The following is an 18,245-nucleotide window of genomic DNA, read 5'->3' as shown; positions in this document are numbered from 1 at the left end:
GTCAGCCCCTCAGCGTGCTGGTGAACGCATCGATCACCGTATTCAGCTGGTTCTCGATGAAACCGGCGCCGATATTGACGCCGAGCGCCCTGGCGAAGCCGAAATAGGCGGCCAGCGCCAGCACGAGGCCAGTGAGCGCATCGCGCAGCGTATGCCGGCTGCCGAAGCCGTAGCAGACCAGAACGAACATGATGACGGATGCCGCGGTAAAGCCGAGCGGCTGGATCAGGAGCAGGTTGGTGACAAGGCCGATGACGACGAAGCCCATCGCCTTCCAGTCGGTCGGCGTCTCCTTTTCCTCTTCCGGCTGCCAGCCGCCGCGCAGTGCGGCGACGATGAGCAAGAGCGAAAGAACCACCAGGCCGAACATGGTGAGGTAGGGAAAGACGGTCGGGCCGACCTTGGAGTAGAGCGGCGACACCGGGATCGCCAAGGTCTGCCAGGCGACCGCCCCGGCACAGGCCAGAAGCCCGATGCCGATCAGCAGTTCGGGTACGGCAAGGCGCGAGGACGCAGCCTGCTGGTCGCTGGTGCTCATGAATGTCCTCCCAAGACAGCCGGCGTCTCACAGCCGGCTTTTATCCTATCTTCATCCCCGGTGGATCGCATGTCCATGCGAACGGCGGGAGGAAAAAGGGCGGACCATGGACCCGCCCCTTCAGGGAAATCAGGCGAGCCCGAGATCCTTGAGGATGGCTTCGATGCGAGCCGTATCCTCGGCAAGGAACTTCGCATAGTCGTCGCCGGTGAGCAGGATGGGCGTCCAGTTGCGGTTCTTGCATTCCGTGGCCCAGGCATCGCTCTTGGCCATGGTCTCGACCAGCGTGATCATCGCCGCCTTATCGGTATCGGAGACGCCGGGGGGTGCGAAGACGCCGCGCCAGTTGAACAGTTCGACGTCGATGCCGGCTTCCTTCAGCGTTGGCGCATCGATGCCCTCCTGCCGCTTGTCGGCGGAAATGGCGAGCAGCCTGAGCGCCCCGGCCTTGACCTGTTCGGAGAACTCGCCAAAGCCGGAAATGCCCGCCGCCACCTGGTTGCCGAGCAGCGCTGACAGCGCCTCGCCGCCGCCCGCGAACGGCACGTAGGACAGGTTTGTCGCCGGCACGCCCGCCGTCTTGGCGATCAGGCCGAACAGGATATGGTCCGAACCGCCGGCCGAGCCGCCGGCGACGGGAACCTTCGTCGGATCCTCTTTAAGCGCGGCGACGAAGTCGGCGGCCGTCTTGAACGGCGAGGCCGCCGGCACCACCAGCGCTTCGAACTCGCCGGTGAGCCGGGCGATCGGCGTGACCTGCGTCAAATTATTGGCAGCCTTGTTGGCGATGATGGCGCCGACCATGACCATGCCGCCAACCATCAGCGAATTGCCCTTGCCGTTCCATTGACTGATGAATTGCGGCAGCCCGACCGTGCCGCCGGCGCCGCCGACATTGGTGATCTGCGAGCCGGAGATCAGCTTCTCGCTGCGCAGCACCTGGTCCATCGTGCGCGCGGTCTGGTCCCAGCCGCCACCGGGCGCCGCCGGCACGAAAATCTGTATCTGCGGCGTGCCTTGGGCAAGAGCGGGAGAAAGACGCGACGCCACCAGCCCGGCGGCCCCCGCGGCAGCGGTGCTCATCAAAAATTTGCGTCTGTTCAGCATGGGATTCCTCCAAATCACGACACCTCCTCCGGTGCCCGCCAAAAACGCGCCTGAAACCAGACCCGTGCTTGAGTTCAAGCAGACTTTACCGCGTTCCGTCAACAGGAACGATATTCTGCTGGACAGAATGCTTGAGCTGCGCGACACAATCGCGCCGCTCGACCTTTGTTCGACTGGGAACCAATGAATTCGGCAGGCAAACCAGCTGGCATCGAAATCCGGAGCGCGTCAGCCGACGGTGTTGCCGCGCTTGACCGGGCCATTGCCATCCTCGATGCATTCACCACGGCGGACCGCTCGCTCAGCCTTTCCGAGATCGCGGCCCGAACCGGCCTCTATAAGAGCACCATTCTGCGCCTGGCCAATTCGCTTTTGCGCGGACAATTGCTCGAACGCCTGGACGACGGACGCTACCGCATCGGGCCGGCCAGCTTCCGGCTCGGCGCGCTCTATCAGCGGTCGGTCGTGGCGGTCGACATCCTGCTGCCGATCATGCGCGATCTCTGCGAGCTAAGCTGGGAAAGCGTTGCGTTCTATGTCCGGTCGGGAGACGTGCGCACCTGTCTCTATCGCGTCGAGTCCAAGCATCCTATCCGCTATACGATCCGCGAGGGTGACGTCCTGCCGTTGCTGGTGGGCTCCGGCGGGCGTGTGCTGGCGGCGTTTTCCGGACAGCCGGGCGAACCGTACGAAACCATCCGCAAGACCTGCAACTGCCTCGCCATCGGCGACCGCGACCCGCAGACGGCGGGCGTCTCGGCGCCGGTGTTCGGGCCTGGGCGGGTTCTGCTCGGCGCCTTGACCCTGGCCGGCCCGAGCACACGCGTCGACGCGGCCTTCCTGCGGCGCATGCGGCGGCCGCTGCTCGAGGCGGCGGCCCGTGCCACCCGCGCCTTCGGCGAGGATGCCTCGATGCTCGATGAAGCGGCTCGCGAAGCCGCGGTGCAAACGGATAATGCCAGTCCCGGCGCGGTTATCAGGAGCAGACGGCGTTCTCGGATCATTTCGACGCCCTTGCGGAACGACCGCTAATGCATGCCGCCCAAAGGGACCTCGGCTTTGGGAGAACGACGTAAAACAAGAAAGCTAAGCGCAGCGCATGAATCCGTTTCGACGCCGCGCGCTTTAGGCACTTGGCGAGTGCTCAGGCCAACCGCTCCAGCAGGATGGTCGGGGTTTCGTGATAGATGGTCCGCGCCACCTCCCGGTAGCCGCACTTCGTCGCCACGTTCAAGGAAGCGGTGTTTTCGGGGTCGATGATGCAGACGGTTTTGCCACGTCCGAAGGTCTCGTCGCCCCAGCCAAGCACGCGGCTGACGATCTCGGTGGCGAGGCCGGCGCCGTGGGCGGCCGGAGCGAGCGCCCACCCGGCCTCCGGAATGCCCTCTATCGGCGGCTCCATATCGCGCTTGAGGTCGTGAAACCCGGCCTCACCGACGAAACGGCCCGTCGCCTTGTCCTCGATCGCCCAGAAACCGTAGCCGAGCAGCGACCAGAGCCCGGCGTGACGCAGGAAGCGCATCCAGCTCTCTTCCCGCGTGCGCGGCCTGCCGCCGATGAAGCGGGTGACGACCGGATCGGCCCACATGGCGACATAGGCGTCGAAATCCTCCAGCCGGTGCGCTCGCAGGATGGCGCGCGTCGTTTCGATAATCGGAACGCCGCTTGTGTCGTGATGGTTCATGGGTCGCCCTCGCTCAAACCTGCAAAGCACCTAGCAAATCACCGGCCGCGAGCAAGGGCCAGGCCGGCGCGGATCATCTTCCAGACAGACGGCGCGCGCTTGGCGTGTCTCGATCCAGCCGGGACAGTCGTTCCTCCGATGGTCCGGCCGCGCCTCATGGGCCGCCAGCCAGAACGGTTGCGGATATCAGCACTTTGCCATTTGAGTACGATTGCAATCTGTTAGCCTGCCCTAGTTGTATCCGTGCAGCCGGTGTCGAGGAGAACTCCGCGCGGCGGTTGAAGATTTAAGCTCTGGGAGGAAATCACGATGAGAAGATTTGTCGCCGCTCTGGCTGCCGCCGTGGCGGTCATGCTTTATCCCGTCGCCGCAGGCGCGCAAACCTATCCCGAACGCACCATCACCGTCGTGGTGCCGTTTGCGGCCGGCGGCCCGACCGACACGGTCACGCGTCTTGTCGCGGAAGCCATGTCCAAGGATCTCGGCCAGCAGGTCATCGTCGAGAATGTCGGCGGCGCCGGTGGCACGCTGGGCGCTGGCCGCGTCGCGAAGGCCGAGCCGGACGGTTACACCCTGCTCCTCCATCACATCGGCATGGCCACCAGTGCCACACTCTACCGAAAGCTCGCCTACGACACGCTGAACGCCTTCGAATATGTCGGCCTCGTCACCGAGGTGCCAATGACCATCGTTGGCCGAAAGGACCTCGAGCCGGCCGATTTGAAGGGATTGGTCGAGTACGCCAAGGCCAACAAGGATAGCGTCACCGTAGCCAATGCCGGCATAGGTGCTGCCTCGCATCTCTGCGGCATGCTGTTCATGAGCGCTATCAAGACGCCGCTGGTCACCGTCCCCTACAAGGGCACCGGCCCGGCCATGACCGATCTCCTCGGCGGCCAGGTCGACATCATGTGCGACCAGACGACCAACACCACCAAGCAGATCCAGGGCGGCACGATCAAGGCTTACGCCGTCACCTCGCCGGAGCGCCTCGATGTGCTGCCCGATGTCCCGACGACGACGGAAGCCGGCCTTCCCGACGTGCAGGTCAGCATCTGGCACGGTCTTTATGCCCCCAAGGGCACTCCGGCGGAGATCACCGAACGGCTGTCGAAATCCCTGCAGGTCGCGCTGAAGGACGAGAACGTCGCCGCCCGCTTCGCCGAGCTCGGCACCAGGCCGTCGCCGCAGGCCGACGCGACGCCGGCCGCGCTGAAGGCCAAGCTGGAAAACGAGATCGCGCGCTGGAAGCCGATCATCGAAGCCGCCGGCCAATACGCCGACTGAGTTTTGAACGGGGCGCCGCCGGCGCCCCGTTTTCGCTTCGGTATCGTCGCGCGCCCGCAGCTTGGGAGGAATGTCATGAAGGCTTTCGCAATCGACAGGACGAACGGCATATGCGCTGCGCTGTTCATCGTTTTCGGCGCATTTTTCGCGTTGCAGTCGCTCGGCCTGGAAATCGGCACCGCCTTCCGCATGGGGCCGGGCTATTTCCCGCTGGTGCTGGCGATCGTGCTGATCCTGCTTGGCCTCGTCATCCTCTTCCAGGCGGTGCGATTCGAGGGCGATCCGATCGGCTACATTGCGTGGCGTGGCTCGCTGTTCATCCTTCCCGCTCCGATCTTCTTCGGCCTGACGGTGCGCGGCCTTGGCTTCATTCCGTCAATCTTCCTGACGGCGCTGATCGCATCGTTCGCCAGCGGCCGCATGAAACCGCTGACCGCGTTCGTGCTGTCGGCTGGCCTGACCCTGTTTGCATTTTTCGTCTTCAGCTACGCACTCGGCCTTCCGTTCCGACGCTTTGGCCCATGGCTGCCATTGTGAGGAGATGAGCATGGAGCTCATCGACAATCTGGCGCTCGGCTTTTCGACCGCTTCATCGCTGACGAACCTTGGTTTCTGCCTGATCGGCGTCCTTCTTGGCACGCTGATCGGCGTCCTGCCTGGAATTGGCGCCACCGCGACCATCGCCATGCTCTTGCCGATCACCTTTCAGATCGGCGACCCGGTTTCCTCCCTCATCATGCTCGCCGGCATCTATTACGGTGCGCAATATGGCGGCTCGACCACGGCCATTCTCATCAACATGCCCGGCGAATCGTCCTCGGCCGTCACGGCGATCGACGGCTATCAGATGGCCAGGAACGGCCGCGCCGGCGCGGCACTCGCGATCGCGGCGATCGGTTCGTTCTTCGCCGGCACGGTGTCGACCTTCCTCGTCGCCATCTTCGCCCCGCCGCTGACCTCGATCGCGCTGGAATTCGGCGCGGCCGAATATTTTTCGCTGATGGTCGTCGGCCTCGTCTCGTCGGTCGCGCTTGCGCACGGTTCGATCGTCAAGGCGCTGGCGATGGTCGTGCTCGGTCTGTTGCTCGGCATTGTCGGCACCGATATCTACACCGGCACGCCGCGCTTCACGCTCGGTATCCCCGAATATGCCGACGGGCTGAATTTCGTCGCCGTGGCGGTCGGCGTCTTCGGCATCGCCGAGATCCTTCGCAACCTCGAAAACGAGCATGAGCGCTCGGTGATGATCCGAAAGGTTTCCGGCCTCATGCCCACCCGCGACGACTTCAGGCGCATGGCGGCGCCCATCGTGCGCGGAACGATCATCGGTTCAGCGCTCGGCATCCTGCCGGGAGGCGGCGCGATCCTCGCGGCCTTTGCCTCCTACACGGTCGAAAAGCGCGTATCGAAAAACCCCGAAGAATTCGGCAAGGGCGCGATCGCAGGTGTCGCCGGGCCGGAATCGGCCAACAATGCCGGCGCGCAGACCTCCTTCATCCCGATGCTGACGCTCGGCATTCCAGCCAATCCGGTCATGGCGCTGATGATCGGCGCGATGATCATCCAGGGCATCGTGCCCGGCCCGAATGTCGCGACCGAACAGCCGGCGCTTTTCTGGGGCATCATCGCCTCCATGTGGATCGGCAACCTGATGCTGATCGTCCTGAACCTGCCGCTGATCGGGCTCTGGGTGAAGCTGCTTACGATCCCCTATTACGTGCTTTTCCCGATCATCATGGCGTTCTGCTCGATCGGCGTTTACAGCGTCAACACCAATGTCTACGACCTCTACGCCGTCGCCTTTTTCGGCTTCCTCGGCTATCTCCTGACCAAACTGCGCTGCGAACCCGCGCCCCTGCTGCTCGGCTTCGTGCTTGGCCCCCTGCTTGAGGAAAATCTCCGCCGGGCCATGATTCTGTCGCGTGGCGATCCCAGCGCCTTCCTGACGAGACCGATCAGCGCCGGCCTGCTCCTCATCGCGCTCGCCGTGCTCGTCATCGTCTTCCTGCCCGCGGTCAAGAAGAAGCGCGAAGAGGTGTTTGTGGAGGAGAGTTAACTTATTGAATTCCGCTCGCTTCCTCGAGCGGAGCGATCTCGACCAGCGGCGCCGGCACGCTGGTCGTCTTTTCCTGCGCCTTGCAGAGGTCGGCGATGACGCAGGCCGGGCAATCCGGCTTGCGCGCCTTGCAGACGTAGCGGCCATGCAGGATCAGCCAGTGATGCGCGTGGCGCATATATTCGTCGGGAATGATCTTCAACAGCCCCTGCTCGACCTGGTCGGGCGTCTTGCCGGGCGCCAGTCCTATGCGGTTGCCGATGCGGAAGATGTGCGTGTCGACGGCCATCGTGTGCTGGCCGAAGGCCATGTTGAGCACGACATTGGCGGTCTTGCGCCCGACCCCCGGCAATTTGACCAGTTCGTCCCGGCTGTCCGGCACCTCGCCACCATGATCGCGAATCAATGCCTGCGACAACGCGATGACGTTCTTGGCCTTGTTGCGCCACAGACCGATGGTCCTGATATAGTCGCCGACCCTGGCCTCACCCAGATCCAGCATTTTGCGCGGCGTATCGGCGATCTTGAACAGCGCCCGTGTCGCCTTGTTGACGCCGGCGTCGGTCGCCTGCGCCGACAGCACGACGGCCACCAGCAGGGTGAAGGGGTTTACATGTTCGAGCTCGCCCTTCGGCTCCGGCCGCTGGACGGCAAAGCGCCGGAAAATCTCGTGCACCTCCGCCGGACTGTAGAGCGTTCTGGATCGGGCCGGCCTGGGGCTCGGCTTGGCGTTCGAGCCGTCGCGCCGTCCAGGCGGTGGCTTCTTTTCGGATTGTGCGGGTACTTTGGACTTGGGGCTTGCCATTTCCTTCCTATAATATCCAGATATGAACGACACAAATGCCTCGTTCCAGGCGGACGAACCCTTCTTCAGCGCCTTGCTGACCCCGCACCGGTCGCTGGGCAAGACCGGCTTCGCCGTGCTGATGGTCGCGCTGCTGTTCGGCTGGCTGGTGACCGGGGCTTTTTTCCTGTCGCGCGGCGCCTGGCCGGTTTTCGGCTTCTTCGGTCTGGACGTTGTCGCCGTCTACATTGCCTTCCGCATGAACTACCGTGCCGCCCGCGCCCGCGAGGAGGTGTCGATCTCGCGCACCAGTCTCGATATCCGCAAGACCGCGCCGTCGGGAAAATCGGAAGCGCACCGCTTCAACCCGTTCTGGGCGCGCTTTTCGGTCGCCCGTCACGCCGAAATCGGCATCACCCGGATGGCGGTCGAGGCGCAGGGACAAAACGTGGCGATCGGCGGCTTTCTCGACCCCGATTCCCGCGAAAGCTTCGCCACCGCCTTTTCACGTGCGCTCGCCACCGCCAAGGCGCGCTAGCCGAACAGCTTGCGTCCGGACCGCGTCGAACAAGGGTACGACGTTTCAGAAGCGATAGCGCAAAAGCCTGCCGATCTTGCGCAGTGCGGGAATGTATTTCCAAAGCCGAACGAACAGCTGCGCGGGCCAGCCCATGCGGGCGGCGTGTTCAGGTCCATAGGCCGGAATGTCTTCGATGAATCGCAGCTTCGGGACAGCCAGTTCCAGTTCGCGCGGATCCTCGATCGCCCAGTGGACCTCGGCGCCTGTCGCCCTGATCGCCGGATTGAGGCGCAGCAGCTTCAGGCCGAAACCGCTGTAAGCGTCGAAAATCAGGTCGCCGCCGGCAAGATGTATGACTAGGCGCGAGAACAGGCGGAACCCTTCCTCGGCCGGGAGATAGGGCGTCAGCCCCTCCGCCACCACGATGGCCGGTCGGTTGCGGGGCACTTCAGCCAGCCAGTCCGGCTCTGTTACCGACGAAGCGATGAGGCGATAGCGGTCGCGCGGCGGGTAAAGCTTGCGCCTGAGTTCAATGACTTCCGGATAGTCGACATCGAACCAGTCCACGCCTGGCGGCGGATCGACCCGGAAGATGCGCGTGTCGAGCCCGCACCCCAGATGCAGCACGATGGCATCAGGATTTCTGGCCAAAAACTCCTCGACGCGGACGTCCAGCGTCTTTGCCCTGATCGCCAGGCCGATGCCGAGATTGCTGTCGACCTTGAGTCTTGAGAAATCATAGTCGATCTTACGCACCGCCTCGTCGGCGAAACGATCCCCAAGCAGCGAATGGGGCATCCGGCTTTCCAGCGCCTTGCCGTAGAGCGTCATCAGCAAGGTTTCTTTCGCGCCGGCGAGATTTACCTTTTCACCCGCCATGGCGACTCCTGGGCTCGAAAACCAGAGTTTATCTGGGTATGCGCCGCAAGAAGGCAAGTTTCGGGTGGTGATCGGCGCCCCAAGGGCTGATATTCCGGCTCAAGGAGAAGTCCCATGAGTACACAGACAGCAGTCCTCAAGAAGGACATCACGCCCGAAGGCAGCGACTACGAAATCGTGCGCCGCGCCATCGAGAAGATCAGCCTCGACTATCGCGACCAGCCTTCCCTCGAGGAGCTTGCAGAGGAGGTCGGCGAGACGCCGACCGGCCTGCAGAAGCTGTTCACACGCTGGGCCGGCCTTTCGCCCAAGGCTTTCCTGCAGGCGGTGACGCTGGACCATGCCCGCAGGCTGCTCGATTCCGGCATGCCGCTGCTTGAAACATCGTTCGAGCTCGGCATGTCCGGCCCCGGCCGGCTGCACGACCTGTTCGTCACCCATGAGGCGATGTCGCCGGGCGACTACAAGACGCGCGGCGCCGGGCTCACCATCCGCTATGGCTATCATAGCTCGCCATTCGGCACCGCCCTGATCATGGCCACCGACCGCGGGCTTGCCGGCCTCGCCTTTAGCGATCCGGGCGAGGAACGCGCCGCTTTCGCCGATATGTCCAGCCGCTGGCCGAATGCCGTCTATGTCGAGGACATGGCCGCGACCGGTCCCTACGCCGCACGCATCTTCGACCCGACGCTGTGGCGCCCGGACCAGCCGCTGCATGTCGTGATGATCGGCACCGACTTCCAGGTTCGCGTCTGGGAGGCCTTGCTCCAGATTCCGATGGGCAAGGCTCGCACCTATTCCTCGATTGCCGCCAGCATCGGCGCGCCGAGCGCCAGCCGCGCCGTCGGCGCCGCCAACGGCGCCAACCCGCTCTCCTTCGTGGTGCCTTGCCACCGCGCCATCGGCAAATCCGGCGACCTCACCGGCTACCACTGGGGCCTGACCCGCAAGCGCGCCATTCTGGGCTGGGAGGCTGGACAGGTCACCTCTTGAAATCGGGAACGCCGGCAACTTCCGCCGGCATTGTCACGTGGAAAACGACGACGCCCCGCTGACTCGCATGACGCGGCACCGCGGCGCTTGCCATATCGGCATGCACTGGAAAGCAACGATCTTACAGGATAGCTTCCCGCTCATTCATGAGGAGGCATTCCTTGATCATCGTCGTCGGCTCGATCAATCTCGACCTTATTGCCAATGTCGACCGCTTGCCGAGCCCTGGCGAGACGGTGAGCGGCTCCGGTTTCGCCACCGCGCCCGGTGGCAAGGGCGCCAACCAGGCGTTGGCCGCCGCGCGCGCCGGCGCCAAGGTGCGCATGGTGGGAGCCGTCGGCAAGGATAGTTTCGCCGGCGAGGCCCTGGCGCTGCTGCGCCAGGCCAAGGTGGATCTGTCTGGCGTGGGCGAAACTTTTGCCTCGACGGGCACCGCGCTGATCATGGTCGGCGACGATGGCGAGAACATTATCGCCGTGGTGCCGGGTGCCAACGCCTCGGTGCTGCCCGGCGACCTGGCCAAGGCCTTCCCCCGAAAAGGCGATGTCGTGCTCCTGCAACACGAGATCCCGCTTGCGACCGTCGAAGCCGCGCTCGATCAGGCAAGCGCGGCCGGTGCCGTCACCGTGCTCAACACCGCACCCTTCCATCGCGACGCGGCCGGCTTGCTCGGCAAGGCCGACTATGTCGTCGCCAACGAGACCGAGTTCGACCTGTATGGCGAGGTGCTGTCGCTGAGCGGGCGCGACCGCGCGGCACGGATGCGCGACTTTGCCGGGAAAACCGGCCGCACCATCGTCGTCACGCTCGGCGGCGACGGCGTGATGGCGGCGACGCCGACCGATTCCCTGACGGTTCCCGCATTGAAGATCACCCCGGTCGACACGGTTGGTGCAGGCGACACCTTTTGCGGCTATTTCGCCGCCGGCCTGTCGTCGGGCCTGCCCCTCGAACAGGCGCTCGCCCGGGCCGGCGCGGCCGGCTCGCTGGCATGCCTGAAGCCGGGCGCCCAGCCGGCCATCCCGTTGGCCGCCGATGTCGACCAGGCACTCCTGAAATCCCGCTGAGACGACAGAATGCGCCCCCAGACAAAGCATGCCGCGCCACCGGCCGGCGACATCTGCCGCCTGTCTGCCGTCGAACTGGCCGACGCGATCCGGCAAAGGAAACTTTCGGTACGTGAGGTCGTGACGGCATTCCTCGACCGCGTCGAAGCCGTCAACCCGCTCGTCAACGCCATCGTTTCCTTGCGCGATCGTAGCGATATCCTGCGCGAGGCCGACGCAGCCGATGCCCGTCCGGACCGGGCCGGTGCGCTCTTCGGCCTGCCGATCGCGGTCAAGGATCTCGCAATGACCCGCGGCCTGCGCACCTCCTTCGGCTCGCCGATCTTCGCCGATTTCGTGCCGCAGGAGGACGATTTCTTCGTCGAGCGCATGCGCAAGGCCGGCGCCATCATCATCGGCAAGACCAACGTTCCCGAATTCGGCCTCGGCTCCAACACCTACAATCCCGTGTTCGGCCCGACGCTGAACGCCTTTGATCCAGATTTGAGCGCCGGCGGCTCGAGCGGCGGCGCCGCGGTGGCGCTGGCGCTGGACATGGTGCCCGTCGCCGACGGCAGCGACTTCGGCGGCTCGTTGCGCAATCCAGCCGCCTGGAACAATGTCTATGGTTTCCGGCCATCGCAGGGGCTCGTCCCCGGCGGCCCGGACGTCGAGGTCTTTCATGCCCAGATGGGCGTCGATGGGCCGATGGGTCGCAATGTCGGCGACATGGCGCTGCTGCTCGACGTGCAGGCGGGCCATCATCCGCGCGCACCCTTGTCCTATGAGAAACAAGGCTCCTTCCTCGAAGGCCTGCATATGCCCGCCAAAGGCGGCCGTGTCGCCTGGCTCGGCGATCTGGGCGGGCATTTGCCCATGGAGCCCGGCATCCTCGAGCTCTGCCAGGCCGCGCTCGACCGCTTCGGGGAGGCCTCGTTCAAGGCCGAGGCACTGGTGCCGGATTTTGATTTCGAGGCCTTGTGGCAGGCCTTCGTGACGTTGCGCCAGGCAAGCAGCGGCTGCGCGCTGAAAGTGCATTATGACGATCCTGCCAGGCGCGCCCTGTTGAAGCCCGAAGCCGTCTGGGAGGTGGAGAACGCGCAACTCCTGACGGCGCCTCGGATTCGCGCCGCCTCGGTCGTCCGGACGTCCTGGTACCGGACGCTGCTGTCGCTGTTCGACCGCTTCGACCTGATTGCATTGCCGACCGCGCAAGTCTTTCCGTTCGACGTCGGCACCCATTGGCCGCGCGAGATCGCCGGCCGGCCGATGGACAGCTATCACCGCTGGATGCAGGTTTCGGCGCCCGCCACCATGGGCGGCTGCCCGGCCGTCAGCGTGCCGGTCGGCTTCGACGCCAGAGGCCGGCCGATGGGCATGCAACTGATCGGCCGGCCGCGTGGCGACATGGCTGTGCTGAAGGCGGCGGCGGCCTATGAGACGACACTGCCGTGGCCGTCCGGCGCCTGAATCCGGTGTATCTGCGTATCGCGCGGCTCCATGTGCCGGCTTGCACCGGCATCGCCGCCATGCATTGATTGTGGCGCCGCACAGGCGGCATTCTGCCCGAGGGAAAAATCATGTCGCTGGAACTCTATGCCGCCTATGTCCTTGCGTGCGTCGTCATCATCCTGGTGCCAGGGCCGACGGTCACGCTGATCATCGCCAACAGCATCCGTCATGGCTCCCGCGCCGGCCTGGCCAATGTCGCCGGCACGCAGGCCGGCCTGGCGGTCATGATCGCCATCGTCGGCATCGGCCTCAACACGCTGATATCGGGTATGGGGCACTGGTTCGAATGGGTGCGGCTGATCGGTGCCGCCTACCTGATCTGGATGGGCGTGCAGATGTTCCGGTCCAAGGGCAAGCTGAACGCCGACGGAACGGCGCGGAAGCCGCGCGGCGGCTTTTTCGTGCAGGGCCTGCTGGTAGCGCTCAGCAACCCGAAGACGCTGATCTTCTTCGGCGCCTTCTTTCCGCAATTCATCGCGCCGCAAGGCAATTATTCGCTGCAGATCGCCGTCATGGGCCTCACCGCCATGATCTTCGCCGCCATGTCGGATTCGACTTATGCGCTGGCCGCCGGCCGCGCCGGTCGCATCCTGTCCGCCCGCCGCGTCAAGCTCCTGTCCAGGATCAGCGGCAGCTTCATGATCGGCGGCGGCCTGTGGCTGGCGTTTTCACGGTCGAAGTGAGCACCGCCGCCTTTCCTTCCCCCTTGTGGGGGAAGGTGGATCGGCGCGCAACGCCGAGATGGTTGAGGGGTGCGTGACGGAGTGAGGCGTCGGCGTTCCCCGGAACACCCCTCATCCGACCTCGCTTCGCGAGGCCGCCTTTTCCCGCGAGGGGAGAGGGTAAGGAGGCGGATTTAAAGCCGCCCCAGCCGTTCCAGCAACAGCGCGAAGAAGCCGTCATGGTCGATGTCGCCCATCACCTTGGCGTTCTTTTCCCGCTTGGTGACGCCCCACCAGTCGATCACGGTCATGCCCATGGTCAGTTCCGAGCTGGTTTCCACGCTGACATTGCAGTTACGGCCTTTGAACAGCTCCGGTTTCAACAGGTAGGCGATGACGCAGGGGTCATGCAGCGGCCCGCCATCGGTGCCGTATTTCTCCTCGTCGAAACGCTCGAAAAACTCCAGCATCTCGGCCGTTGCGGTACCGACCTTGGTGCCGAGCTTGCGAAAGGCCTGGGTGCGCTTGGCGGTGGTCAGCGCCTTGTGGGTGACATCGAGCGGCATCAGCACGATCGGAATGCCGGATTTCAACACCACCTCGGCCGCGTGCGGATCGACATAAATGTTGAATTCGGCCGCCGGCGTGACATTGCCGCCTTCGAAGAAGCCACCGCCCATCAGGATGATTTCCTTGATGCGCGGCGCGATCTTCGGCTCGCGGATCAGCGCCAGCGCGATATTGGTGAGCGGCCCGAGAGCGCACAGCGTGATGCTGCCGCTCTCTTCCTTCATCAGCGTCTCGACGATGAAATCGACGGCGTACTTATCCTGCAGCTTCATCGTCGGTTCGGGCAATTGTGGCCCGTTGAGGCCAGTTTGGCCATGCACCGCCTCGGCCGTAACCAGTTCACGCGCCAGCGGACGGACGGCGCCGGCATAGACCTTGATGTCGGGTCGGCCGGCCAGTTCGCAGATCTTGCGGGCGTTCTTTTCGGTAAGGTTCAGCGGCACGTTGCCGGCTACGGCTGATATGCCGACGATCTCCAGCTCGGGGCTGCCAAGCGCCAGCAATATGGCGACGGCATCGTCCTGGCCAGGATCCGTGTCGATGATGATCTTGCGTGTTTGGGGCATTTCAATTCCTTGTTTGGCCATGAGCTCATGCGTCCGAGCGAGCATGCGAAACGCACCGAACCGGCCTTGAGCTGCCGAACCGCTCCGCCCGGGGGACGAATCCCGGCGCAGCGCTTCTCCTTGCATCTCACTGCCGTTTCAAGCGCCATGTCGATCATTCTTGTGAGTCCACGACGTGGTCTTTTTGGGCGGGTGTTTTGATGGCTTGAACTTGGTCGTGGGGCGGACCATATCAAGACCATCGGGAAAAATGCCATCTGGGTTTTTCCAGTTTATGTCGCTCTTGAGAGGACAATGTAACATGAGCCGAATGACGCCTTTCTCCAGCCCGCTTCTCCTGGGTTTCGACGCCATGGAAAAGACGCTGGAGCGCCTGGCGAAATCCGGTGACAGCTATCCTCCTTACAACATCGAGCGGCTCAGCGGCGCCGACGGCAAGGCCGAAAGGCTGCGCATCACGCTCGCTGTCGCCGGTTTCGCCGAAAGCGAGCTCGATGTCACCACGGAGGAAAACCAGTTGGTCGTGCGCGGTCGTCAGACCGACGATACCGAGCGCGAATTTCTTCACCGCGGCATCGCCGCACGCCAATTCCAGCGCTGCTTCGTGCTGGCCGACGGCATGCGGGTGATTGCGGCGGAGCTGAAGAACGGCCTTTTGTCGATCGATCTCGATCGGCCCGAGTCCGAGCGGCTGGTACGGAAAATAAACATATCGGTGAAAGACTGATCTTTGCCGATGGCTCTCATGCGGGATGGCCTACTGCCCAGAACCAGGGCGGCGTCTCGCGCCAAGGAGGCTTGAAATGACCAGAACTGACCAAAATCCTACACAAAATCCCACCATGACCAGCGGTGAATTCGCCCATCTCGGCGAGGGCTCGGTCGCTTATCTGCGCAAGGTTACGAGCGAGGAACTGCTCGGCCGTTTCCCGGGCATTGGCGAAATCGCGCCCGGCATGGAATTGTGGGCGCTGTTTGCCGCCAACGGCCAGCCGATCCTGCTTTCAGATGCGCGCGATCGCGCGCTGGCCGGCGCCATGGAAAACGACCTGACCACGGTCGCCATTCATTAAGGCGATTTTCCGCTGAAAACGAACGGGGCCGCCCGTGGCGGCCCTACCATTGTTCATCCAGAAAACGTCAGGCCGCGTGCGAGGCCTGGGTGTCCGATAAAAGCGCGTGGATCGCCACGGCGTCGCGCGTTCCCCTGATCTTGGCCACCGTATCGGCGTCGCGCAGCACCCGCGCGATGCGCGACAGCGCCTTCAGATGATCGGCGCCGGCCCCTTCAGGGGCCAGCAGCAGGAACACCAGGTCGACCGGCTGGTCGTCGAGCGCCTCGAAATCGACCGGCGTCTCCAGGCGGGCGAACACGCCGGCGATGCGCTTCACGCCGGCCAGCTTGCCGTGCGGAATGGCGATGCCGTTGCCGACCCCCGTCGAGCCGAGCCGCTCGCGCTGCAGGATCGTGTCGAACACCTCCCGCTCCGGAATGCCGGAAATCGCGGCCGCCCTCTCCGACAGCAATTGCAGAAGCTGCTTCTTGGAGTTCGCCTTCAACGCCGGCAATATCGCCGGAACGTTGATGAGATCGCTCAGATCCATACTTGAAAATCCCTTGTTCGCCTGCCGTCACCAGTCCCCACCCCTCGTGCGGCCGGTTTTATCCCTGTGCGACCTTGGTCGTGGACGGATCGATCCAGCCGATGTTCCCATCCGGCCGGCGATAGACGATGTTGACGTGATTGTTTCCGGCGTTGCGGAAGACGAAGACCGGACTGTCCTTTGTGTCGAGTTCTATGACCGCCGACGCCACCGACATGGTCTTCAGCGTCATGGTCGATTCGGCGACGATGGCCGGCGCAAAATCCTCCGGAATGTCCTCGTCGTCATCGGCGAGTGGCGCCATCACCGTGTAGGCGATATCGGTGAGCTCGCCATTGCCCGAATTGTGCGATTTCAGCCGGCGCTTGTAGCGCCGAAGCCGGGTTTCCAGACGATCCGCCGCGGCCTCGAAAGCCAGCGTCGGGTCCTGGGCATCGCCGGTCGCCTGCAGCGAAGCGCCGGAATCCAGCCGGATCATGCAATCCGCCGAATAGCGCGAGCCCGATTTGATGACGGTGACATGTCCGGCAAAGCCGCGGTCGAAATATTTGCCGATCGCCTCGCCGACACGATCGTTGATGCGCGTACGGAACGCATCGCCGATATCCATGTGTTTTCCCGATATGCGCAGATTCATCTGAAAACTGACCTTCCTTGCTCAGGCTTCAAACTGGCCGGAGTTTATACTCGTGGTCCGTGCGCACAAGCTTTGCGGCGTCACTCGCGCCGATTTAAATCCAAACTTTCCGGTTGATCACAAGCCGCCTTCTTGACCATCCCTAGGCCATTGTCGTGACGGACCATCCGCTAGCGGGCGCCGAGCCCGTCTCATGCGGGCGGGCTTCTAGCCACTTCACCGCAGCTTGTCAATGAAGCACGAACCCTGTGGAAATCGCCGAACCTAGCGCCCGGCGCTGGCAAGGGCCCGCTTCTCGCGCCGGCGCTGCACCGAGGACGGGATATTCATGCCTTCCCTGTATTTGGCGACCGTACGCCTGGCGATATCGACGCCGCTTTCGCGCAACATGTCGACGATCGCGTCGTCGGACAGGACGTCGACGGTTTTTTCCTCGTCGATCAATTGCTTGATGCGGTCACGCACCGCTTCCGACGAATGCGCCTCGCCACCGCCCGACGAGGCGATCGAGGCGGTGAAGAAATAGCGCAGTTCGAACACGCCGCGCGGCGTCAGCATGTACTTGTTCGCGGTGACCCGGCTGACGGTCGATTCGTGCATGCCTATGGCGTCGGCCACCGTGCGCAGGTTGAGCGGCTTCAGCTGGCGCACGCCATGGACGAGGAAGGCATCCTGCTGGCGCACGATCTCCGATGCGACCTTGAGAATGGTCTTTGCCCTCTGATCGAGGCTGCGCGTCAGCCAATTGGCGTTCTGCAGGCACTCGGCCAGGAAATCCTTTTCGGCCTGGTTCTTGGCGTGCGGCGAAACCTGGGCGAAATAGATGTGGTCGACCAGCACGCGCGGCAGCGTTTCGGCGTTGAGCTCGACCGTCCAGCTGCCGTCATTGGCCGCGCGCACCTCGACATCGGCAATGACGGCGTCGCTGGCGCCGCCCGAAAATGCCATGCCCGGCCGCGGATCGAGCGCCCGGATCTCGGCCAGCATGTCCAGCAGGTCCTCTTCGTCGACGCCGCAGATCCGCTTCAGCGTGTGGAAATCGCGGCGCGCCAGGAGTTCGAGATTGGCAATCAGCGCCTTCATCGCCGGATCGAGCCTGTCGCGCACGGCAAGTTGCAGCGACAGGCATTCGGCAAGGTCGCGGGCGAACAGGCCGGCCGGCTCGAAGGTCTGGCACACCGACAGCACCTTGGCCACGGCGTCGGCGCCGCTACCAAGGCGCGAGGCTATCTCAGCCATATCGGCGCGCATATAGCCGGTCTCGTCGAGGCCGTCCACGAGTTCGCCGGCGATCAGGCGCGCCGCCGGATCGGCGAAAGCGAGCGCGATCTGCTCGCTGACATGATCGCGCAGCGTGATCGCGGTCGCCGCCATGTCGCCGGCATCGAAGCCTTCGGACGAGGACGTGCCGCCATTGCCGGTCGCCGATTTCCACTGTGCCGTGAGGTCTGGTCCGAGCCGCTCGCTGGTGCCCGGGTCGTCCGGGAACAGGTTCTCCAGCGATGTGTCGAGCTTTTCCGAGATCGCCTCGGCGCTCCATCCCGCTTCGGTCTCGAACCAGTCGCCGTCGTCGGCCGTTTCCGGTGCCGCCTCGGTCCTCGGCGCCTGGTCGCTGGCGGCGTCGTCCTGCGGCTCGGCGCGCTCCAGCAACGGGTTGCGCTCGATCTCCTCGTCGATGAAGTGCTCGAGTTCGGCATGGGTGAACTGCAGCAGCCGGATCGACTGCATCAGCTGTGGCGTCATCACCAGCGACTGCGACTGTCGTAGCTGTAGTTTCGCCGCCAACGCCATGGTTCGGT

Annotated in this window: 20 protein-coding genes; 11 read left to right on the top strand and 9 right to left on the bottom strand. The window is 64.0% G+C overall.

All coding sequences use genetic code 11. The features are described 5' to 3' along the window. Position 1: 1 nt before the first annotated feature. Together FJ946_RS11510 and FJ946_RS11505 are read right to left on the bottom strand one after the other, a co-directional pair. Positions 2 to 538: a tripartite tricarboxylate transporter TctB family protein gene (locus tag FJ946_RS11510; RefSeq protein ID WP_140522492.1), complete on the bottom strand. Its 537-nt coding sequence runs from the start codon at positions 536 to 538 to the stop codon at positions 2 to 4. Between the two features lie 129 nt (positions 539 to 667). Next, positions 668 to 1,645, bottom strand: a complete 978-nt coding sequence (locus FJ946_RS11505; RefSeq protein WP_140496391.1) for a tripartite tricarboxylate transporter substrate-binding protein — start codon at positions 1,643 to 1,645, stop codon at positions 668 to 670. 183 nt (positions 1,646 to 1,828) lie between these two features. Here FJ946_RS11505 and FJ946_RS11500 point away from each other — a divergent pair, with 183 nt between their 5' ends. Further along, a complete protein-coding gene (locus FJ946_RS11500; protein ID WP_224680568.1) occupies positions 1,829 to 2,677 on the top strand; it encodes an IclR family transcriptional regulator in 849 nt (282 codons plus the stop codon). A 112-nt stretch (positions 2,678 to 2,789) separates the two neighbouring features. On the opposite strand, the gene FJ946_RS11495 is transcribed toward FJ946_RS11500, so the two are convergent. Further along, positions 2,790 to 3,329: a GNAT family N-acetyltransferase gene (locus FJ946_RS11495; protein WP_140560257.1), complete on the bottom strand. Its 540-nt coding sequence runs from the start codon at positions 3,327 to 3,329 to the stop codon at positions 2,790 to 2,792. Between the two features lie 309 nt (positions 3,330 to 3,638). Here FJ946_RS11495 and FJ946_RS11490 point away from each other — a divergent pair, with 309 nt between their 5' ends. The 3 genes from FJ946_RS11490 to FJ946_RS11480 all read left to right on the top strand — a co-directional run bounded on the left by FJ946_RS11490 (position 3,639) and on the right by FJ946_RS11480 (position 6,672). Then, a complete protein-coding gene (locus FJ946_RS11490; protein ID WP_140513748.1) occupies positions 3,639 to 4,616 on the top strand; it encodes a tripartite tricarboxylate transporter substrate-binding protein in 978 nt (325 codons plus the stop codon). A 75-nt stretch (positions 4,617 to 4,691) separates the two neighbouring features. Continuing rightward, positions 4,692 to 5,153 carry a tripartite tricarboxylate transporter TctB family protein gene (locus FJ946_RS11485; RefSeq protein ID WP_140513749.1) on the top strand — a complete coding sequence of 154 codons (462 nt, stop codon included), beginning with the start codon at positions 4,692 to 4,694 and terminating at the stop codon, positions 5,151 to 5,153. Between the two features lie 10 nt (positions 5,154 to 5,163). After that, positions 5,164 to 6,672, top strand: coding sequence for a tripartite tricarboxylate transporter permease (locus tag FJ946_RS11480; protein WP_140732225.1), 1,509 nt, complete (start codon positions 5,164 to 5,166; stop codon positions 6,670 to 6,672). Between the two features lies 1 nt (position 6,673). On the opposite strand, the gene nth is transcribed toward FJ946_RS11480, so the two are convergent. Next, complete coding sequence (gene nth / locus FJ946_RS11475; protein ID WP_140560249.1) at positions 6,674 to 7,477, bottom strand: endonuclease III; 804 nt, start codon at positions 7,475 to 7,477, stop codon at positions 6,674 to 6,676. Between the two features lie 22 nt (positions 7,478 to 7,499). Between nth and FJ946_RS11470 the strand changes: the two genes are divergently transcribed. Continuing rightward, positions 7,500 to 7,994 (top strand): DUF2244 domain-containing protein, encoded by a 495-nt coding sequence (locus FJ946_RS11470; RefSeq protein ID WP_140500184.1) that lies wholly within the window; start codon positions 7,500 to 7,502, stop codon positions 7,992 to 7,994. A 45-nt stretch (positions 7,995 to 8,039) separates the two neighbouring features. Here the strand turns inward: FJ946_RS11470 and FJ946_RS11465 are convergent, their stop codons facing one another. Then, the gene (locus FJ946_RS11465; RefSeq protein WP_140558411.1) at positions 8,040 to 8,855 is read right to left on the bottom strand and encodes a class I SAM-dependent methyltransferase; all 816 of its coding nucleotides are present in this window, start codon (positions 8,853 to 8,855) and stop codon (positions 8,040 to 8,042) included. Positions 8,856 to 8,969: 114 nt separating this feature from the next. Between FJ946_RS11465 and FJ946_RS11460 the strand changes: the two genes are divergently transcribed. The 4 genes from FJ946_RS11460 to FJ946_RS11445 all read left to right on the top strand — a co-directional run bounded on the left by FJ946_RS11460 (position 8,970) and on the right by FJ946_RS11445 (position 13,089). Further along, on the top strand, positions 8,970 to 9,848 hold the full coding sequence (locus FJ946_RS11460; RefSeq protein ID WP_140500187.1) for a bifunctional helix-turn-helix domain-containing protein/methylated-DNA--[protein]-cysteine S-methyltransferase: 879 nt from the start codon (positions 8,970 to 8,972) through the stop codon (positions 9,846 to 9,848). 161 nt (positions 9,849 to 10,009) lie between these two features. Beyond that, positions 10,010 to 10,915, top strand: coding sequence for a ribokinase (locus tag FJ946_RS11455; protein WP_140500189.1), 906 nt, complete (start codon positions 10,010 to 10,012; stop codon positions 10,913 to 10,915). A 9-nt stretch (positions 10,916 to 10,924) separates the two neighbouring features. Next, the gene (locus FJ946_RS11450; RefSeq protein WP_140513752.1) at positions 10,925 to 12,364 is read left to right on the top strand and encodes an amidase; all 1,440 of its coding nucleotides are present in this window, start codon (positions 10,925 to 10,927) and stop codon (positions 12,362 to 12,364) included. A gap of 110 nt (positions 12,365 to 12,474) precedes the next feature. Continuing rightward, entirely contained in the window at positions 12,475 to 13,089 is a 615-nt protein-coding gene (locus FJ946_RS11445; protein ID WP_140522507.1) for a LysE family translocator, read from the top strand. Between the two features lie 173 nt (positions 13,090 to 13,262). Here FJ946_RS11445 and FJ946_RS11440 read toward each other — a convergent pair whose 3' ends face one another. Beyond that, positions 13,263 to 14,204, bottom strand: coding sequence for a nucleoside hydrolase (locus FJ946_RS11440; RefSeq protein ID WP_140500193.1), 942 nt, complete (start codon positions 14,202 to 14,204; stop codon positions 13,263 to 13,265). A gap of 301 nt (positions 14,205 to 14,505) precedes the next feature. Here FJ946_RS11440 and FJ946_RS11435 point away from each other — a divergent pair, with 301 nt between their 5' ends. Both FJ946_RS11435 and FJ946_RS11430 read left to right on the top strand, forming a co-directional pair. Beyond that, positions 14,506 to 14,931 carry an Hsp20 family protein gene (locus tag FJ946_RS11435; protein WP_027143034.1) on the top strand — a complete coding sequence of 142 codons (426 nt, stop codon included), beginning with the start codon at positions 14,506 to 14,508 and terminating at the stop codon, positions 14,929 to 14,931. A 76-nt stretch (positions 14,932 to 15,007) separates the two neighbouring features. Further along, on the top strand, positions 15,008 to 15,277 hold the full coding sequence (locus FJ946_RS11430; RefSeq protein ID WP_140500195.1) for a DUF1150 family protein: 270 nt from the start codon (positions 15,008 to 15,010) through the stop codon (positions 15,275 to 15,277). Positions 15,278 to 15,344: 67 nt separating this feature from the next. On the opposite strand, the gene ptsN is transcribed toward FJ946_RS11430, so the two are convergent. The 3 genes from ptsN to rpoN all read right to left on the bottom strand — a co-directional run bounded on the left by ptsN (position 15,345) and on the right by rpoN (position 18,237). Beyond that, positions 15,345 to 15,809 (bottom strand): PTS IIA-like nitrogen regulatory protein PtsN, encoded by a 465-nt coding sequence (ptsN, locus tag FJ946_RS11425; RefSeq protein WP_135898701.1) that lies wholly within the window; start codon positions 15,807 to 15,809, stop codon positions 15,345 to 15,347. Between the two features lie 58 nt (positions 15,810 to 15,867). Further along, positions 15,868 to 16,446, bottom strand: coding sequence for a ribosome-associated translation inhibitor RaiA (gene raiA, locus FJ946_RS11420; protein WP_140500197.1), 579 nt, complete (start codon positions 16,444 to 16,446; stop codon positions 15,868 to 15,870). Between the two features lie 264 nt (positions 16,447 to 16,710). Then, the gene (gene rpoN / locus FJ946_RS11415; protein WP_140566100.1) at positions 16,711 to 18,237 is read right to left on the bottom strand and encodes an RNA polymerase factor sigma-54; all 1,527 of its coding nucleotides are present in this window, start codon (positions 18,235 to 18,237) and stop codon (positions 16,711 to 16,713) included. Positions 18,238 to 18,245: the final 8 nt, after the last annotated feature.

This window comes from Mesorhizobium sp. B2-4-7 (assembly GCF_006442685.1).
Taxonomy (GTDB): Bacteria; Pseudomonadota; Alphaproteobacteria; order Rhizobiales; family Rhizobiaceae; genus Mesorhizobium.
Note: the sequence above shows the minus strand (reverse complement) of the source record. Positions and strands in the feature narration are given on the sequence as shown.

Coding starts and splice junctions, on each gene's coding strand:
- FJ946_RS11485 (WP_140513749.1), top strand. CDS start 4,692: ATGAAGGCTTTCGCAATCGACAGGACGAACGGCATATGCGCTGCGCTG.
- FJ946_RS11500 (WP_224680568.1), top strand. CDS start 1,829: ATGAATTCGGCAGGCAAACCAGCTGGCATCGAAATCCGGAGCGCGTCA.
- FJ946_RS11450 (WP_140513752.1), top strand. CDS start 10,925: ATGCGCCCCCAGACAAAGCATGCCGCGCCACCGGCCGGCGACATCTGC.
- FJ946_RS11490 (WP_140513748.1), top strand. CDS start 3,639: ATGAGAAGATTTGTCGCCGCTCTGGCTGCCGCCGTGGCGGTCATGCTT.
- FJ946_RS11495 (WP_140560257.1), bottom strand. CDS start 3,329: ATGAACCATCACGACACAAGCGGCGTTCCGATTATCGAAACGACGCGC.
- FJ946_RS11430 (WP_140500195.1), top strand. CDS start 15,008: ATGACCAGAACTGACCAAAATCCTACACAAAATCCCACCATGACCAGC.
- FJ946_RS11505 (WP_140496391.1), bottom strand. CDS start 1,645: ATGCTGAACAGACGCAAATTTTTGATGAGCACCGCTGCCGCGGGGGCC.
- FJ946_RS11445 (WP_140522507.1), top strand. CDS start 12,475: ATGTCGCTGGAACTCTATGCCGCCTATGTCCTTGCGTGCGTCGTCATC.
- FJ946_RS11465 (WP_140558411.1), bottom strand. CDS start 8,855: ATGGCGGGTGAAAAGGTAAATCTCGCCGGCGCGAAAGAAACCTTGCTG.
- ptsN (WP_135898701.1), bottom strand. CDS start 15,809: ATGGATCTGAGCGATCTCATCAACGTTCCGGCGATATTGCCGGCGTTG.
- FJ946_RS11470 (WP_140500184.1), top strand. CDS start 7,500: ATGAACGACACAAATGCCTCGTTCCAGGCGGACGAACCCTTCTTCAGC.
- FJ946_RS11440 (WP_140500193.1), bottom strand. CDS start 14,204: ATGCCCCAAACACGCAAGATCATCATCGACACGGATCCTGGCCAGGAC.
- FJ946_RS11435 (WP_027143034.1), top strand. CDS start 14,506: ATGAGCCGAATGACGCCTTTCTCCAGCCCGCTTCTCCTGGGTTTCGAC.
- FJ946_RS11510 (WP_140522492.1), bottom strand. CDS start 538: ATGAGCACCAGCGACCAGCAGGCTGCGTCCTCGCGCCTTGCCGTACCC.
- nth (WP_140560249.1), bottom strand. CDS start 7,477: ATGGCAAGCCCCAAGTCCAAAGTACCCGCACAATCCGAAAAGAAGCCA.
- FJ946_RS11460 (WP_140500187.1), top strand. CDS start 8,970: ATGAGTACACAGACAGCAGTCCTCAAGAAGGACATCACGCCCGAAGGC.
- raiA (WP_140500197.1), bottom strand. CDS start 16,446: ATGAATCTGCGCATATCGGGAAAACACATGGATATCGGCGATGCGTTC.
- rpoN (WP_140566100.1), bottom strand. CDS start 18,237: ATGGCGTTGGCGGCGAAACTACAGCTACGACAGTCGCAGTCGCTGGTG.
- FJ946_RS11480 (WP_140732225.1), top strand. CDS start 5,164: ATGGAGCTCATCGACAATCTGGCGCTCGGCTTTTCGACCGCTTCATCG.